The sequence below is a fragment of the Ignavibacteriota bacterium genome (assembly GCA_016212665.1).
Taxonomy (GTDB): domain Bacteria; phylum Bacteroidota; class Ignavibacteria; order UBA10030; family SZUA-254; genus FW602-bin19.
This window is the reverse complement of sequence record JACREZ010000002.1, coordinates 14,148-32,836: the sequence shown is the minus strand read 5'-3', so window position 1 is coordinate 32,836 and position 18,689 is coordinate 14,148. Positions and strand designations below refer to the sequence as shown.

Annotated in this window: 13 protein-coding genes; all 13 read right to left on the bottom strand. The window is 42.5% G+C overall.

The genetic code is table 11. From position 1 onward, the window contains the following. Nucleotides 1-6: 6 nt before the first annotated feature. Complete coding sequence (locus HY960_00220) at nucleotides 7-1,269, bottom strand: TolC family protein (GenBank protein ID MBI5214157.1); 1,263 nt, start codon at nucleotides 1,267-1,269, stop codon at nucleotides 7-9. A gap of 525 nt (nucleotides 1,270-1,794) precedes the next feature. Beyond that, on the bottom strand, nucleotides 1,795-2,745 hold the full coding sequence (locus tag HY960_00215) for a hypothetical protein (GenBank protein ID MBI5214156.1): 951 nt from the start codon (nucleotides 2,743-2,745) through the stop codon (nucleotides 1,795-1,797). Nucleotides 2,746-2,787: 42 nt separating this feature from the next. Continuing rightward, the gene (locus HY960_00210) at nucleotides 2,788-3,927 is read right to left on the bottom strand and encodes a hypothetical protein (protein ID MBI5214155.1); all 1,140 of its coding nucleotides are present in this window, start codon (nucleotides 3,925-3,927) and stop codon (nucleotides 2,788-2,790) included. A 3-nt stretch (nucleotides 3,928-3,930) separates the two neighbouring features. Next, nucleotides 3,931-4,506: a hypothetical protein gene (locus HY960_00205; GenBank protein ID MBI5214154.1), complete on the bottom strand. Its 576-nt coding sequence runs from the start codon at nucleotides 4,504-4,506 to the stop codon at nucleotides 3,931-3,933. A 9-nt stretch (nucleotides 4,507-4,515) separates the two neighbouring features. Further along, nucleotides 4,516-5,106, bottom strand: coding sequence for a hypothetical protein (locus HY960_00200; protein MBI5214153.1), 591 nt, complete (start codon nucleotides 5,104-5,106; stop codon nucleotides 4,516-4,518). Between the two features lie 138 nt (nucleotides 5,107-5,244). Beyond that, nucleotides 5,245-8,865, bottom strand: a complete 3,621-nt coding sequence (locus tag HY960_00195; protein MBI5214152.1) for a T9SS type A sorting domain-containing protein — start codon at nucleotides 8,863-8,865, stop codon at nucleotides 5,245-5,247. A 63-nt stretch (nucleotides 8,866-8,928) separates the two neighbouring features. After that, nucleotides 8,929-9,423 carry a DinB family protein gene (locus HY960_00190; GenBank protein ID MBI5214151.1) on the bottom strand — a complete coding sequence of 165 codons (495 nt, stop codon included), beginning with the start codon at nucleotides 9,421-9,423 and terminating at the stop codon, nucleotides 8,929-8,931. Nucleotides 9,424-9,545: 122 nt separating this feature from the next. Next, nucleotides 9,546-10,790, bottom strand: coding sequence for an aminopeptidase P family protein (locus HY960_00185; protein ID MBI5214150.1), 1,245 nt, complete (start codon nucleotides 10,788-10,790; stop codon nucleotides 9,546-9,548). A gap of 118 nt (nucleotides 10,791-10,908) precedes the next feature. Continuing rightward, nucleotides 10,909-11,331, bottom strand: a complete 423-nt coding sequence (locus HY960_00180) for a GxxExxY protein (GenBank protein ID MBI5214149.1) — start codon at nucleotides 11,329-11,331, stop codon at nucleotides 10,909-10,911. A 1-nt stretch (nucleotide 11,332) separates the two neighbouring features. Further along, complete coding sequence (gene mutS, locus HY960_00175; protein ID MBI5214148.1) at nucleotides 11,333-14,089, bottom strand: DNA mismatch repair protein MutS; 2,757 nt, start codon at nucleotides 14,087-14,089, stop codon at nucleotides 11,333-11,335. A gap of 218 nt (nucleotides 14,090-14,307) precedes the next feature. Then, nucleotides 14,308-14,730: a DUF1801 domain-containing protein gene (locus tag HY960_00170; protein ID MBI5214147.1), complete on the bottom strand. Its 423-nt coding sequence runs from the start codon at nucleotides 14,728-14,730 to the stop codon at nucleotides 14,308-14,310. Nucleotides 14,731-15,048: 318 nt separating this feature from the next. Then, entirely contained in the window at nucleotides 15,049-15,999 is a 951-nt protein-coding gene (locus tag HY960_00165; protein MBI5214146.1) for an NmrA/HSCARG family protein, read from the bottom strand. Between the two features lie 249 nt (nucleotides 16,000-16,248). Continuing rightward, nucleotides 16,249-18,594, bottom strand: coding sequence for a response regulator (locus tag HY960_00160; protein MBI5214145.1), 2,346 nt, complete (start codon nucleotides 18,592-18,594; stop codon nucleotides 16,249-16,251). Between the last annotated feature and the right edge of the window lie 95 nt (nucleotides 18,595-18,689).

Here is an 18,689-nt window from a genome sequence, read left to right as displayed (position 1 = left end):
TCCATTTCAAAATTGTTGTTCATTTGGTAATTCCGCCGATGTTTCCAGTTCAGCAAGAGCGATGGCATAGTTCAGCAACGCGCGGGCATATTCAATATTCGTCGAGAGATATGTTCTGTAAATATCCAACACGTTCAGTATGTCTATTTGGTTGTTCTGATATTGTGTTATTGCTATTGAGAGAATATCTTTGGCATCTCTGAGTAGTGATTCATCGAACGAACGAATTTGTTGTTCCGTTGTTTGGACAAAATCGAATGAGTTCTTTATCCGAGTCCGAATATTCCGTTCAACTGCTTTCAAATTTTCTTCAGCGATGGAAGTTCTTGCAGTTGCTTCTTCAACCTGTCCCTTCGGTTCATACCACGACCAGAAGGGAAGAGATGCTTTCAATTCAATTCCCCACAGATTGTTATTGAAGCCATTGAGTTCTCTCCTTCGTTGGTGAGAAATCCCGACAGAGAAATCCGGCAGGTAACTTGTCTTTGCAAGGGAAAGGGATTGTTGCTCACGTTGAATGGATTGCTTTGCAATGTTCAGCGTTATGCTTTGTCCCATCAAAGAGGTGACAAGGGAATCTTGTTGTAATTTCACCGGCATAAATGCGATGCTATCACTTACTTCCACATTCTCATCAGATTGGTAACCGATGAGAATGGTAAGAGCGTTTAACCGGACCCGATATTCACGTCTTGCTTCGTTGATATCGTTTGACAACCTTGTCCGTTCGACTTTCATTCTGATGATATCAAGGTAGTTGATGTTGTTCGTTTGATATTGGGAGGTCAATGTTGTTTGCACGTCATCGAGCAAAACAAGTTGTTGTTGAAGAAAGTCAATTTGTTTCTTAGCAAAGTAAGCGTGGTAATATGCTTGCTTCACTTCGCCAGTGAGAAGAATCTTTGTGCGGGCAAGTTCAAGTTGCGTCAGTTGTTTTTCTGTTACTGCAATATCAATTCTCCAGTTTCTTTTGGTTGGATACTCAATCTCCTGGGAGAGAGAAATATCCTGCTCGTTTGAAGAACCGAAATTGATGCCTGATGGAGTTTCGTTCACAGCGATGGAAAATTCAGGATTGGGGATTTTTCCTGATTGTAAGATTCTTCCGTTCGCCGCGTCAATTTCCTTCTCGGCTTTAAGTAAGTTAGGATTATTCTTGAGCGCAAACTCAAGAGCATCATGCAGGGATAACTTTTTCACTTCTTGTCCTTGCAATTGCATGAACAAAAATAGAGAAAGCCATCCCACAAATGGGATATACCTTTTCAAGGCAAAACCTCTTAATTAGTTTTGAAAATCAGTGAAAGTAAAAAGTGCTCAAAGTGAGGGAATCACTTCGAGTAAAGGGGGAGGCAGTTACGCGGCTAACGGCGGGCGATAAAGAAGCCGGTTAGGAGATGAGGGGATGTGAAAAGTAAATTCAGGAAAATAATTTTGTGAACTAAGAGGGAATGTAACACCCCATAATTGTCCTATTACTGTAGGAGTGTGACAAACACATGTACAATTATCTACACTATTGTTTCGCGATCTATCGGCATTTGAAGAATGATTTCCAGAAAGATTGCACAATAACGAAGAACAATTCTCTTCGCTTGTTCCATTAAGGCAACTAATGTCACCACACCAAATAAGGGAAATGACAAAGCAAAGCGTTAAGAGAACCAAAATATGTGGTCGCTGATGATTCATGCGCGAGCAAGTATAAGGAATTCTTGTGACATTAAGAAACATAAAAAAAAGCGGGCTACAGATTGTTCTGTAGTCCGCTTCTTCTGGTATCAAAAAATATTTTTAATGGTCTTCAAATGTATGAAAGAAGACTTCCCCTTTGTCGGTTCCTGCGTAGATGTAGTCTCTATCGTCCGTCACCATCGATATTATAGCAACATCCGGGATCCCGATTTCATCTGTTTCCCAGGAATCACCATTATCTTCCGAACGAAAGATTCCTTTATCTGTACCCACATACGTGGTTCCATGCTTGCAAAATGTCAGTGAATAAAAAGAGGTAGCTTGCAGTCCCTTGGTAAGTTTTGACCATGTTCTTCCATCGCTCTGAGAGCGATATAATCCCTCTCGCGTACCTGCAAAAATCATATTTTTATTATTTACAGTCAACGATAGAATACTTGCAACAGGTAATCCTGAACTGACATTTTGCCATGTGCTCCCGTTGTCTGCAGAACGAAAAATTCCCATTTTGTCTGTTCCAGCGTAAATGTGACCATCTTTATCAAAAGACAAACATAAAACAACCTTATCGTCAAGTCCGCTGTTACCTTCCTTCCAAGTATATCCACCATCAAATGAGCGAAAAACTCCGCCACCTGCCGTTCCTGCGAAGATAATTTCCTTGGTTCTGTTAACCGTCATGCAATTGATGTAAGTGTTCTTCAAACCTGAACTTACTTCAGACCATTTTCCTCCATCATCTTTCGACATGTAAACACCGTCATCGGTTCCGGTAAATAAGTGTCCGTCAAAATCAACAGCAACTGCGTACGCAACAGAATTCGAGAGTTCAGAACTGATTTGTTTCCATGAAGCGCCGGGAACTAAATGGAAAACACCGTTTGCCCCTGTTCCTGCAAAGATATGCCCGCTGGAATCTAATGCGAGAGAGAAGACATAGCCTGCGTTCGGTCCCCCTGTTTTTTTCCAGACATCCTGAGATATACTCAAAGAAGTGAACAACAAAGAGAGAAGAATGATGCTTGAAATGAATTGAATTGTTTTTTTCATAATATGAGTACCCTAATAAGTGACAAATAAATTACAAAAATATTATTCCCACCATGCAAGGACTTGAGCATCGCACGGACCTCCGGCATTACCAATGATAGAACCTGTTGCGGTCGCAATTGCTTCATTTGAAAAAAGAATATTTCCGGTTCCATTTCCAATACAATTACCACGCGAGATGGAGGGTGATAACCCTACGATAGCGCCAACTACTGTCGAATGTATTCGATAGGGGTCATCGCAAATGACTAACCCTCTAAATGTTTGTTTCGTTTTCCATTCTTCGATACTGGCATTCTTCCATGCATTGTGCACAACTAAAATTCCTTCACCCTCAACATCCGCCGCTATCCATCTCCCCGCGTTCGCTAACTCAACATACGTCACACCACTGAGGGGATACTTAAGCGTTGCCGGGTTCGTCGTATATTGACTACCGTTTATTCCGCTCATTGCAATAGCTTTCAGTGTTCCTTCAGGAAATCCCATTGATGGTCCGCCGAGAATACTATCGGGAGTTCCGGGGTAACCGCCGGGCCAAACACCGAATGTTTTGAAAGTTTTCACATGAGCAGGTTTATCCGGTTCATAATCAACACGTGACGCGGAATCAGTACCTCCTGTATGTGAATCGCCTCTTTGGTCATACGTTTTCGTAGTCCATATCCCAAGTGTTCCTTGATTCGGAATCATTTTAGAACCTTCGAGATCGTGGTCTCTTCCGTCGGTGGTTAGAGTTCCTAAGGTTACAATGGGATTGTTTGCGGTAATTGCGGCTTTGACTGATGCCGGGATAAACCCTTTGGGAAGATATGCACGACTATTCCCGACAGTGTCCGGCAATCGTTCTGAAGAATCGGTCCATGTACTGTAAGGCATCTTTGCGCTGGCAAGTACTCCAATTACATTTTTACCATTAAAGACTGTGTCAACAATTCTTACGGTTAGATTTCCACCCATTAAAGGGAGGTTCTTATATCCTGCGCGCCAATTTCGGTTTTCAGCAAGTTTCCTGAGTCCCATATAAACGCCTGTCTGCGCAATGTTCTGTGCCGTCTGGCGTGAAGTGTAGTTGAGTACATTTTCGGTTAGACGCTTATTCGATTGCAACATGTTGTACTGAATGTAACTTCCGATTGCAATCACTCCACTAAGTATTATTGCTAATGAACGACCTTGCATAAATCACTTTAAATTTTTTGGTTTAACAATACGCTCCCAATACAACGTGTAAAAATTTGTATCGTACTGAGCAGTGGTTTCATATTTGTAAGGACTCGCAAATTGAAATGCGACTTTTATTGAACGGACATTTGAACGAACAGATGTTTCACTTTCAGATGAATCAAAATACCAGAGTCGAAATCGTGTAAATCCTAAATTAATAGGAGAGGGAACCTGGTTATTAAAGACCCGGTACAGCATCCGTATATCTTTATTCGCAGGTGATGCGTACACAGGAGTTACATTGTCGAAGTAGTATCTGATGCTATCAATGGAGCCGTTGTCATCAAAATCACCGAGTGCGGTAATCCTACTTGAATCCATAAGACTAAGTTTTATAGAATCGGTACAGCGATAACCGATTTTACGGAAATCATGTTCGACAAGTTCAGCCGCGGCAGTTGCATTGGATTGTACTACTTTTGAGAGGGCTTGTTTTCCTTGCAGCGTTACAAAGTTCGAGTTTACATTTAACACCATCAGCATTACAACACCGCCAATGATAATCGAACCGATGATATCGAGCATAGTACTCATAGCATGACCTCAATAGATATAAGCATATTCCATGACAAAGGGTCTTGGCAAGTATTGACCGGAAATAACAACCTTCATTTTTTTACAAAATGATGCCGTTGTTTTACTTGAATCCGGATACGTGACACTTGCGTACGTAACCGACGTGCGAATGGTATCCATTCCACTGCTCGGGGTTCTCACTACGCGTGTGTAATAATTGTAATCATCAACATCATCGAACCTGAGTTGTGATTGGGGGGTAGAAGATGATGGGAGAATTTGCTCTTTGAGGTAATATGTTGTTCGCTCTTGAAATTCTTTTTTTTCCGTGTATAAATCCACATAGTCAACGCCAACAAGTTCTCCTGTCCCATCGCTTCCAAAATTGGTGGACGTAGTTAAGGATTCCGGCTTTACAATGTTCTTGTTCGTGCTCTTTTCATCGAACGATTTGGTTTTCGCTTCGTCAATAACAGACTGAGCGAGCGCAATTGCAGTGATATAATGTTCACTCTGTAACATTATTTGGGTATTCTGCGTTATCATCGTATTCGATGATAAGGTGAACAATCCCAAAACAATGAGAGAGCCGACCGTAATTAATATGTTATTACCCATAGCTGTGCTTTTTCTATAAATAAACCCTAATTATTAAGGAAATTATCCTAAAAAGTATTCCTGATAAAATCCGAGGTAAATATAAGATAATATCTGATAATAAGTCAATAGACTCCCCTGTACGGGTGCGTCAAATCACTACTTTAAGAGCAGAATCCTTGTTTGGAATGAAAGATTACTGTTCTGAAGTTGAACAATATATATTCCTGAAGGATATTCAGTGGCGTTCCAAGTAACTTCATGGTAGCCGGATTCCAACTCGTTTTCAATCAGATTGGCAACCTGCCGTCCAAGTGCGTCAAAGATTTTTACAGTAACGAATGATTTTTCCCCAAGTTCAAATCGAATTGTCGTTTGCGGGTTGAACGGATTCGGGAAGTTCTGGAGCAACCGGGTTTGTGCCGGAATTGCAATGGCGTTTACTTCAGCCTGTAATTGAAGGTTACTTGTTTCTTCCTCAGATAAAATAGTGGAACCTGTTCCATCAAGTACAAAAATATTTCCATTTGAATGTAACATCCAGTTTATAGAATTCTTCTCAATTATTTCCCAAGAAATTGTAATCGGATAGTGTACAGAGGATAAATGAATAGGGAACTTCGAGTGTCCGTTTTCATCAGCCAATGCAAGAGATTGTTGTGACGTAAAACGAACATCAAATATTCCGGCAGGAGGCAAAGGAGGAAGTTCTGCGCTTTGGTTGTTCACTTGTTGATTTGCGTTGCCAAAATACAAGATTTGCTTATTTCCTCTCGCATCACGAATCGTAAGACGATTGCATGTGGTTTGATAATCCTGTTTGTGTGAAGAATGTTGGAATGTTAAAGCATCATTCAGAATTATTATTCCGCTTGAATTTGCTTTCACCCAATATCCTTTCCCCGGCTCAATTGTAAGCGCGTTTTCATAACCATAATTATATGCGAAGAAATCCGTTGAGAGCAAATTCGATGGTTCTTCGATGATTGATGAAACAGAAACCGGAGAACTGATTCCCCCGATGATGTTCCATCCTTCTTGAATTTCTATCGTATCTGAATGTACCGAATCTCCGCGCATAATAACTGCTTGCGATTCACTAAACTTTAGCCAGTACCCGATTCCGTTGAGCAAGGTATCTTTTTGATTATAAGAACCGTTGAACTCAATCGCCGATGAAACAGCTGTCGGGAAGAGGGTTGTCTTTCTTCGGTCTTCAAACGTTAAAGGTAGGGAAACAAGATTCCATCCCGCGCTTGGAGAAACAATCGCGCCTGCGAAATAAATTGTGAATGATGCATCAGACAAATCAAAGACAGCCGGATTTTCTGCTGAACTTATTTTTATCAAAGCAGAGGTTGTTAATGTTGTAGGAACATTCCATGTGTAATTTGACGGTGTAGAAGGAACATTATCTGCAATTGTTATCCATGAAGAACCGTTATCGGTTGAGTATTCCAAATTTACATTTGAAACGACCAATGGTGACCATTCAATTAATTGAGTTGAAGTTGCTTCCCATAATTCGTTTCCATTGGGAAAATTCAAAAACACAGAAGGAAAGGCAGAAGGAAGTTTTCGCTCAAATACGCCATTGCCATGTGTAGCAACACGGAGGATACGATTGGATGGAGAATATGTAATATCCGAAACAAGAACCGCATCGGGTAATCCGTCAGAAAAATTATTCCATGTGGTACCGGCATCAGTCGAAATAAACACTCCGATATCATTTCCCGCAAATACATTATTTGAATTCAACGGGTCAACCATTACAGCCGTGCCGGGAACATCCGGTAAAATTCCGGTGATGTTTGTCCATGAAGTGCCGCCATCGGTTGTTTTATAAAAATGCCCTGTTCCAAATCCGCCAAAAGCAATATACGCCGAGTTGGAATTATTCGGGTCTACAGTAATATCATTCGGATACCGGTCGGGGAGTGTGCCGGTAATGTTTTGCCAACTTGTTCCTCCGTTCACCGTCTTCCAAACTTGCGCTCGTGTTGTGTATGGCGCGGTTCCGATGTACACGACATTATCGTTTGTTTTTGAAATTCCCATCGAGAGCGTTGGGTTTCCATCAATATTCGTATTGCTGTTAGTCGCTGTCCAACTTGTGCCGCCGTCTGTCGTTTTATAGACTTTTTGTTTTCCAAAATAAACTACACTCGAATTTGAGGGAGCAATAACAAAAGGCGCGTTCCATGCGCCGGTCGTTCCAAAACTTTGCACATTTGAAAACGAAACGCCGCGATTTGTAGAACGATAAATATTACTCCCGCCTCTCCAAGCAGCATACATGATATTATCATTTGAAGGATTAATTCCTGTCCAGCCGACTTCATCCATTGCGCTTCGAGTCCAATTTGTACTGCCGGAGTACATATACCCGGGGATATGGTCTTGCACTTGTCCGATGGAGAGTAATGAATCAGTTGTTGAATTTGAAAAGCCGTTATAGAATTGCCCTGTGTTGTAACCACTGCTTACGTGAACAAATGACTGTCCGAAATTTGTCGAACGGTAAATCCCGTTGTCATTTGCATCATATAATATATTCGGATTGGTTGGATGAAGTGCGAATGCATGATGGTCTGAATAAGAAGATGCGCCGGAAAAATTAACTCCACCATTCGTAGAACGTCCCATTCCAACGACTGCATGAACGAGCAGATCCGGTGTTGTTGGATGTACAGCAACATAATGCGAGTACCAACCTTGTACACCCCAAATGCCATGTGTTGAACTATTGCTTTGTTCGTTCCAACTCAAACCGAAATCTGTGGTTTTCCAGAGCGAACCTGTTCCGTTTGTGCTGTCATCACCGACACTTGCATACACTATATCAGGATTTGATTCCGAAATTCCCAGCATTGTTTTTCCCAGATAGTCAGGAAAAATCAGATTCTCCCAATTCATTCCGCCATCGGAAGTACGAATGACCGTGGCTGCATACCCAAAGTTACCACAAGAAGCAATGACTTTATTTGAATCAGTTAGATGAACAACTAAATCCATTGCCGGGAGAGCGACAGTGTTTGTCCAAGTCAAGCCAGCGTCTGTGCTTTTATAAACTCCGGCTGTTGTTCCTGCCCAAACTGTATTTGAGTTTAGCGGATTAATTTTAATAACTTGTACGCCTTGTTGTTGATTGTATGACCAATCCAACACCTTTGTCCATGTCTCACCATTGTCAGTCGTTTTCAAAATTCCCATGCCGTAACTTCCACGTGTTGTTCGAATAACGGTTCCACCCGAAGCCGCGACATAACGATACACTTCTCCCGTTCCGATATAAATTGTGTTCGTATCATTTTTATCTATCGCAACTGCATTCACACCAAGAACCGGATAGCCAATCTTCACTCGTTCCCAATTTCCTCCGACACCGCCTGTAGGCGAACGCCACAACCCGCCGCTTGCAGAACCTGCCCATAAGGTATTTCCATTAATGGGATTCAGTGCGAGTGCAATCGTTCGTCCGGCAAGATTCACCGGTCCAATGAATTGCCAATCGTAATCAGAGAATGGCGTGTTGGGAATTTCCTTCATCCATTTTTTTGATTGTTCAAATCCGCTGTAAAATTTGTTAGATGAAATATCGGCATCAGGATAGGCGCGCGATGCCGTCCAGAATTCCAACGCTTCAAGTGCGCCCGAACGCCCGGTCTTTTGCGGTTGATGAACTTGTACAAATTGCATTTGAGTACTTGTAAACAACAAGACTAATGTTGCAAGAAAACAGGAAAGGGAGGTGGCAAGGAGAAAGAATCGTTTCATAAGTGTAGAGTTCAAGTTTGGGAAATAATGTTTGTATGAAAGTAGAATATCTTACCATCAAAATCAAATTTTCAAGCGGTAGTAAGCAATCAAATCAGTCGCCGGTGGTTTGATTCCGAGTTGACGAATCATTGTTGCCACTTGCCCGCGATGAAAACTTGAATGATTCACAAGATGTTGCATCATCTGTCCAAACGTATGCGTAAATACTTCTCCTTTGATAGAAGTTACCGTTTGAGTTTCATGTAAATGCGAATCGGTCATTTTTTCTAACAGTGCATTCAAGTGAGCATCAACAGTGTGCCACAATGTTTGTAACTCTGCAAGTGAAGCAATATCTTCTCCGTGCAGAAGTTTCGAGTCCGGTTTTCCAACCCAACGCGAGAGCCACATTTTTTGTCCTGCAACAATATGTGTCAGCGTTCCATGTATTCCGCCATGACCGCTTTTCATATCCTGCAAATATTGTTCTGCCGGAATAAGTGTAACTGCCTCAAAAATTTTATTATTTGCCCACGTGTTGTACGCGAACAGTTGTTTGATGTCTTGTAGTACCATAGTTGTAATCCTTCATTATTATTGTTATTAGCAACTGATGTGAGATGTGTGCAATGCGATGTGTATTAAAAAATCATATCTCACATCTCACATCGCACATCGCATATCAGTTTTGTAGATAATTAAAACATTTCCTGAAGACTCTTCGCTTGTGGAAGAAGCAACTTCGCTCCGTCATCGGTAATGAGCAGTGTATCTTCCAACCGTACACCGAACTCGCCAACGATATAAATTCCCGGCTCGTTGCTATGCGTGTTCCCCGGTTCTTCCGGATGTTTGTTGCCACGAACTAAATAATACCACTCGTGTCCTTCCATACCAATACCATGTCCGAGACGATGTGTGAAATATTTGTAGTCGGGTCCGTAGCCTGCGTTGACAATCTCCTTGCGTGCAGATGCATCCAGAACTTCACCGGTAACACCGGGCTTTGCTGCAATGAGCGCTGACGTTTGAGCGGTGCGAACAATATCAAATACCTGTTTCATTTTGTCTGTCGGTTTTCCGAACACGATTGTTCTTGTAACATCCGAAGCATATCCTTCAACCGAGCAACCGCCATCAATAAGAACTATATCGTTCTCTTTCAGTTTATTTTGTTTGATAAGTCCATGCGGATGCGCAGAGTTTTCACCGAACAGTACTAATGCTCCGCCGCCAACACCGTACTCAGAAAAACTTTTAGAAATTATTGAACCGAATTCCCGTTCTGTCATTCCTTCTTTCAACTGAGGCACGGAAGATTTAAACACTTCCGCCGTGATGTCATTAGCAACTTGCATTAATTCAATTTCATGTTCCGATTTAACAGAGCGACAACCGGCTGTAACCTGAGTTCCGTTCACCAGCGAAATCGTACTGGCTTCCTTTGATAAATTCTCGGTGACAAAATATCGTACTGTCTCTTCAATCCCGACTTTACCGAGAAGTGAATTATTGTCCCGCAAAATTTGCTTGATTAATTCATACGGGCTTTCATGTTCTTCCCACGTGAGCAATCGAGAATCTCCGACTTGTTCCTGCGCTCTCGATTCTTCAAACTTCGGAGCGATGAATGCAGGCTCACCGTTTTTTGGCAAAACCATAGCAAACAACCGTTCGCTTCGTCCCCAACTTACTCCGGTAAAATAATTCAGCGTAACTCCACCTTCAAACAGGAGCGCATCAATGTTGTGACTGTGCATCAGCCGCTTTGCATTTTCAATCCGTGCGAGGCGTTCCTCTTTGGTGATTGGCTTGATTCTCCATTTGAAGATTTCCGATTTCTGATTGCTAACTGCTGATTGTTGTTGTGCAAAAGCAGTTGAAGCTACAAGTGGGAGTGTTGCGGCTAAGGAAGATGATTTGATAAAATTTCGTCTATTCATATTTGTTAAGTTTTTTGATAGTGAACCACAGAGGCACGGGAGACACTGAGATAGTTAAATTACTGTGACTCGGTGTCTCTGTGGTTAATTTATTATCTAAAATAGAGAACTGAACAATTCATAAAACCATCCGACATATTCCATCTTTTAGAACAGGAACATAGAAGTTTAGTATTAAACCTACTTTGATTCCTGACAGTTTCAAATACGTCAGGAGTTGTGCTTTGTGAACCGGAGCGATTGCATCAACACATTTGAGTTCAATAACTACTTTGTTATCAACGACTATGTCCATTCTGTAACCACAGTCAAGCGTAACTCCCTTGTAAACAACAGGCAATGGCTGTTGTCTTACAAATGATACGTTTCGAATTTGTAATTCACGGCAAAGACATTCCTCATACGCGCTTTCCAACAAACCGGGACCCAATGTTCTATGAACTTCGATTGCTGACGAAATAATTTTTTCAGTTATGTCGTTGTAGTAAAAAGATTTTTCTCCGAGACTCTGTGTCTCAGTGGTTTCAATATCGTAGTTCATATCACACTCTCTTCTTCAATTCCGCCAACTTTTGCATCGCTTCCATCGGTGTCATCGTATCCAAATCAATTTTCTTCAGTTCCTCGCGCAGTTTATCATCCCGCATCTCAAATAATGTCAGTTGAACTTCCCCAGCACCCACGCGCCCTTTGCTTCTCTGCCTGTTGTTAGTGAGTGGTGAGTTGTTAGTGGTGAGTTGCTGTCGTTCATTATCACCGCTCACCGCTCCACGCTCACCGCCATGTACAGTCAACTCTGAACCCTCTAAATTTTTCAAAATGCTCTTAGCGCGCTCCGTAACTTCCTCCGGCAATCCCGCCATTTGTGCAACCTGAATTCCATACGAATGGTCAGCGAAACCGGGTTTGACTTTGTGAAGGAAAATAACTTTGTCACCGTATTCACGCACATCAACTTTGTAGTTTTTGATTCGGGGATGAAGGTCGGCAAGTTCGTTCAGTTCGTGGTAGTGTGTTGCAAAGAGCGTTTTTGCGCCAATGCGATTGTGAAGATATTCCGTCAGTGACCACGCGATACTGATACCATCGAACGTGCTGGTGCCGCGCCCGACTTCATCAAGTAAAATCAAACTTTTTTCGGTTGCCGAGTTGACAATGTTCGCCGCTTCGTGCATCTCGACAAGAAACGTACTTTCACCCGAAGCAATATTATCGCTTGCGCCAACACGAGTGAAAATTCTATCAACAATTCCAAGATGTGCTTCCTTTGCCGGAACGAAACTTCCAATCTGAGCAAGCAACGAAATGAGAGCCGCCTGCCGGAGATACGAAGACTTTCCGCTCATGTTCGGTCCCGTGATGATAAGAATTTGATTCTCAACCGTATCAAGCAGAACGTCGTTTGGTGTGTATTGTTCGCCGGGAGGGAGAAGTTGCTCGATAACCGGATGCCGTCCTTCAACAATTGTTATGCTGGTCGAATCATTCACATCGGGACAAACATACTTGTACTCGTATGCAACATCAGCAAGCGATGCAAAGCAATCGAGCATAGCGATGAGTCGCGCATTGTGTTGAATTGCATCCGCATGTTCTGCAATTGTAAGCCGCAGTTCGTTGAAGAGTTGAGTTTCAAGTGCGAGAATCTTTTCTTCCGCATGAAGAATCTTCTCCTCGTACTCTTTCAATTCCGGCGTGATGAACCGTTCAGCATTGGTCATTGTCTGCTTGCGGATGTAATCGTTCGGGATTTTCTCTTTGTGCGTGTGAGTTACTTCGATGTAATAACCAAACACGTTATTGAAGCCAATCTTCAGCGAAGAAATTCCGGTTCGTTCCCGTTCCTTCGCTTGTAAATTTGCAATCCACTGTTTCCCGTTGAGCGTGATGTCCCGGAGTTCATCCAACACACCGTTGTATCCTTGTTTGATAACGCCACCGTCGTTCAACGCCAACGGAGGATCCGATTGGAGTCCTTTTTCTATCAAATCAACAACCTCGTTTAATGGAGAGATGGAGTCGTGGAGTCGTTGGAGTGTCGAGCTAACGATTTCGGATTTCGGATTTTGGATATCGGATTGTTGATTGCCGATTTCCTTGCCCGCCTGCGGCGGGTGAAATTTCTGATTACTGACTACTGAATACTGATTACTGTTCAGAATGAGTTTGAGCTTTGAAATATGGGAGAGGAAATTCTTCAATGAAACCACTTCACGGGGATTGGCGCGTCCGGTGCAGATTTTGGAAATGAGCCGCTCCAAATCACCTATGTGTGAAAGCGATTCGATGACATTTCTCCGCATGTCTCTCTTTTCAAACAATTCTTTCACTGCTTCAAGCCGCGCTTGAATTGGTTCAAGTGTTCTGAGCGGATGGTTGAGCCATTCTTTCAACATGCGCCCGCCCATTGGCGTTTGTGTCCGGTCGAGAACCCAGAAGAGCGTGCCGTCATCTTTTCCGTCAACCGATTTAGTCATCTCTAAGTTTCGCTTGGTTGATGGGTCAAGTATCATGTACTCGCTGATGTTGTACGGCGAAATTCTTCGCAAGTGCGAGAGATTCGTCTTCTGTGTTTCCTGCAAATAATTCATCACAGCTCCCGCCGCGATAATTCCACTTCGCAATCCTTCAACCCCGAACCCCTTCAGCGTTTGTGTTTTGAAATGATTGATGAGTAATTCGTAGGCGTAATCGTAGTTGAAAATCCAATCGTCCAACTTCGAATAAATTCCTGTGTATTTCTGTTTGAGAAGTTGCTGAAGCGTTTCAATGTCCCGCTTTTGTGCAATAATTTCAGAAGGGGAGAGCGATGCGATTTGTTCCTGCAATTGCCTGAGAGGAATTTCACTCACCCGAAACTCCGCAGTCGAAACATCCACGAACGCAACACCGATGATGTCGTTTCCCGTGGCGAGAGGAGAGGGGAGAGCGAGCGCCATAAGATAATTGTTTTGCTTTTGCTCAAGAACTTTGTCTGAAAAAGAAACGCCGGGCGTTACCACTTCAATTACATCACGCTTGACAATTCCTTTGGCAAACTTCGGGTCTTCGAGTTGTTCGCAGATGGCGACGCGGTGACCGGCTTTCAACAACTTTGGCAGGTACGATTCAAGCGCGTGATGAGGAAATCCCGCAAGCGGCGTTTCTCCCGATGTTCCGTTTCCCCGCCGCGTCAGGACGATGCCGAGAACTTTGGAAGTAACTTTTGCGTCTTCTTCGAACGTTTCATAAAAATCGCCCATGCGGAAGAGAAGTATCGTGTCGGGATACTTCGCCTTCACCTGCGCGTATTGTCTCATTAATGGAGTTGACAAGTTTATTTCGTTGTCGTTTAACAGTTAGTTGGTTTTTGGTTGTATGTGCGACTCACTTCTCTCGAAGAGGAAGAACGTATTTCAGATTTGAACAATCTAAACGGAAAGTGAGTCGCACTTTCAATTTGCGGAAGGAATTAACGGAAAATCCGTGTGATTATCAAAAAGAAGAAGCCGGAAAGAAATTCATTCGGCTCATGTAATTACCCGTACTTCTTTTTCATATCCTTAACGGAAGTTGATATTAATTTCTTCAATACTTTCAGGTCAACATCTTCGATGTTCTTGATATACAAACATGAACCCGAACTGATTGTAAACTTGCCGAGTTTATCCAGTAACTCCCCATAGTTTTTTACTCCCGGCATGATGTAAATTGTTATGTTCTGCTTTCTTGGAGAGAATCCTGTAAGGGGCCAATCACCTTCCTGAGCGCTTCTCTCGGACTTATAATGAAACGACCCGTACCCAATCATATTGTTATTCCAGAGAGCAGGTTTTTCATTCGTTGCGCCGTCGAAAACTTTTTTCAGCGCAATACTGTCGGCTCTTTTTTTCTCCGGTTCGATACTTAGAAGAAAAGTATCAATGTCTATTTTGGTTGCTTTGGTTTTTATTGTGCCCATGATATTCTTCCTAAGATATGATTCTGTTTTTTATAATGGTTCCAATGTTTCTGTTGGTATGCAGTTGCAAGGGTTCATAGAACAACATTTTATTAATCTATGCTTTCATCGTTTGTACGAGGCCATTCCTCTAGGGGCTGTCTCAAAAGTCTAAATAAAGAGTAGCCGCAGACTTTATGTCTGCGTTTTTGATGTGGAAACGCAACCATGTCCCAAAGTGATGCCCTAGGCAAAGATTGCGTCTACAGTGAAATCTAATTTTTGAGACAGTCCCTAAAACAAATGGATTCCAGATTCTATTGAAGTAACATCAGTTACTTAATCAAGCTTTATTAAATGTTTATTTTTTGAAAGCCATGTTTCAAAATTCTGAAGCGATGGATTAAGCGCACGGCTACCATCTAAGTTTCTAACGCCACAAAAGTATTCTTCGAAGTCGCTTTTGAACTGGAACATGTTCCCAAGATCTTCTGCTCCAGGAAAACCGAAACTGCGGTATTGCTCAGGGCTCACACTGTTGTATTTTACATTCTGATTGAACGCGTTGGAGAGAGCCTTCGCCATTTGTTCACCTGTGGGATGTTCTCCGGCAATGCCGATAGTTTTTCCGATGAACTCGTTCCCTTTTTTTAATATTCCGTATGCACACTTCCCGATATCTTCAGCGGCGATGGAGGGAAGTTTCTTATCACCCATAGGAAGAGTAAAATACAAATTACCGTCGGGTCCTTTCTTCGGTCCCATACCGAAGAAAATCAAATTGTCCCAGTAGAAGGAGGTCAGCAGAAATGTTGTCGGAACACCTCGCGATGTGAATGCCTGATTAGCTTCCCCCTTAGCATCGAAATGCGGTACTTTATATTTTCCCATTAACGTTGGCATTCGGTTATCGGTGAGGGGAACCCAATTGCGTGTGTCTTCAAGAGTGGACCAAATGACATGCTGAAGACCGGCATCTTTCGCGGCTTCAGCCATTGCGTTGGCGTGTGCAATCTCTTTCTCCGGTGAAAAATGCGCCCAGAAAAATGTAACGCAGTAAGCGCCATACGCGCCGGTAAATGCTTTCTTCAAACTTTCAACGTCGTCAACGTCAGCCGCGACAACTTCGGCACCGAGTTTTGCTAATTCTTTTGCTTTCTCTGAGTTGATATCGCGCGTAAGAGCGCGGACAGCGAACTCGCTGTTTGCATCGTTCAGTATAGCGCGTGCAATGCCGTTGCCCTGAGAGCCGGTTGAACCGACGATTGCGATGATTTTTTTGTTATTCATGGAAGTGTTTCCTTTTCTTGAAATAAGAACAATAAATAATTGATAGTTAATGATACTTTTTTTGGCAAATGAGAATGTATCAATCTCGCGGTTTTGCCATTGTTGTTTCGGTGTAGTGTAACAAAAAAACTGATGATAATCAATTGACCTGTCAATTCTGTATCGTCTCATTCAAGGGAAAAGAGAAAAGCCGAACAACATCGTGTCCGGCTTTCTCGATGAAATGAAATTCGCTCAGCAATGAAGCAATCATCCTTTAGTGAGCATTTCCTTGACTGTTCTCAATAATTTTTCTGAAGTATACGGTTTATGCAGGAATACAATTAAGTCGTGATTAAAATTGTAACCATCCTCTTTGAGTCCGCTGACTGCCAGAATCTTAATTTTCGGATTCATGTTTTGTAATGCGCGAATCGTTGTCGGTCCGTCCATGAAAGGCATTAACATATCGGTTATTACAAGTGCGATTTGTTCCCGGTGTATTGCATATGCAGTAACTGCTTGCGTCCCGTCTGATGCTAAGATAACCCGGTAACCATGTACTTCTAATGTTGCCTTCGTAACTTCACGTATTCCCGCTTCATCATCAACGACAAGAATTAACTCGCCGTTACCCATCGGAAGCAATTCTTTTTCTTCTGAAACTGCTGACACTTCACCATTGTTTGCCGGTAAATACACCTTAAATGTTGTTCCTTTCCCGACCTCGCTGTACACGTTCACAAAGCCGTTATGGCTTTTGACAATAGCGAGGACGGTAGAAAGACCTAATCCTGTTCCTTTGCCGACTTCTTTTGTTGTAAAGAACGGTTCAAAAATTCTTTCTAATAAAGCCGGAGGGATTCCCGTCCCTTGGTCGCTAACCGTGACAACAACAAATCTCCCCGGCTTAGCATCAACGTTCATGAGAACATATTGTTCGTCCAGATGGAGGGTCTCTGCTTTAATTTCTATAATTCCCCCGTTTTGCATTGCATCGCGGGCGTTAACACAAAGGTTCATTAACACTTGATGAATTTGTGTTGCATCTGCCGTGATGGTGGGAAGGTTTTTCGGAACATCGGTATAGAATTGTATGGATTTTGGAAATGTTTCATTGATAGTCTTTCCCATTTCATCAATAAGGTGGCGAATCTGCACAATCGTATGTTTGCCTTCAACACCACGGGCAAATGACAATACCTGTTTGATGAGGTCTGCACCACGCTTAATATTTGCTTGTATCATCTGCAGCATCTTCTGGCTATGTTCATCAGGGAGTTTTTTGCTGAGTATTTCTAAGGCAAGCATGATTGGAGAGAGGACATTATTGAGGTCGTGGGCGATACCCCCGGCAAGCGTGCCGATACTCTCCATTCTCTGGGAACGAAGCATTTTTGTCTCTAATGTCTTTTGTTCACTGATATCTCGAAAAACACCGATGAGGCGTTCGAGTTTTCCTTCAGCATTGACATACATAACTCCGCGGTCTTGCATCCAATGGTAATCTCCATTCTTGTGAAGAATTCTATATTCTGAATGAAAGATACTTCGTTGTTGTGCTCTTGCATCATCAATTGCCTTCCACACTTTAGCTTTATCGTCGGGATGTATTTTACTTTCCCATGCATCTGTCGTATTTCCCAACTCTTCGCCCGTGTACCCGAGAATTCTGGTATAATCACCTTCCCAATGTACGATGTTGTCTATCGGGTGCCATTCATAAACGACCTCTCCCAGCGCTTGTACCAACATAGTATTCCGTTGTGCAACCGCTAAACGCTCTTCTTCCATCCGTTTCTGTTCTGTCATATCGAGATTGGCTCCGATTGACCCGATAATTTTTCCATCAGTATCGTAAAGAGGCGAACCGATAATTCGAACCCAAAAAACACTTCCATCCTTACGTCGTATCTGTTCTTCGTAGTGTTCAACTTCTCCATTCGAACGGTTGCGTAAACGTCTCTCCATGCGTTCTTGAGTGTCGTGAGGCATGAACACTTTATATGCTGTTTGACCAATCAATTCTTCATGAGTATAACCAGTCATTTTTAACAACGTGGAGTTGACATCCAAAATGACATCGTTCAGGTCGCTTACTATTAAACCTTCACCAAGTCCATTGATAATATTGAGTAATCGTTCCTGGCTTTCTATCAACTCGTACGTCCGTTCACGGACTCTTTCTTCTAAAATCACATTTTGATTTTGAAGTTGCCGATGAATCTCACGGGTGTGGAGAAGGTTCTTCACTCTCAACATTACTTCAATGATATTAAATGGTTTGGTGATGAAATCCATCGCTCCTTTTGCAAGGGCAGTTTTTTTAGTTTCAACATTCGTATCGGCTGTCAAAACAAGAAGAGGGATGTAGTCGTCGTGAGGGATAAGTTGTTTTAGTTCCTCCATGACGGCAAACCCGTCCATGTGCGGCATCATGATGTCCAGGAGGATTAAATCCGGTAGCCATTCTTTGTACGTCGGTACAACATGGCGCGGGTCCGTGAGGCTTTTGTATGATACATAGCCCTCTTTTATCAGCATACTCTCCAAGAGTTCTACGTTCGATGGTTCGTCGTCAACGATTAATATTTTTGCATCGTGGTTGTTGGTCATAATTTAATCCCTAATAAATTATCAAATAAACTATCGTGGTTGTATTTGTAGGAGGCTGTCTCATAAGTGCAATCGCCTTGGGTGTCATTCCTGCG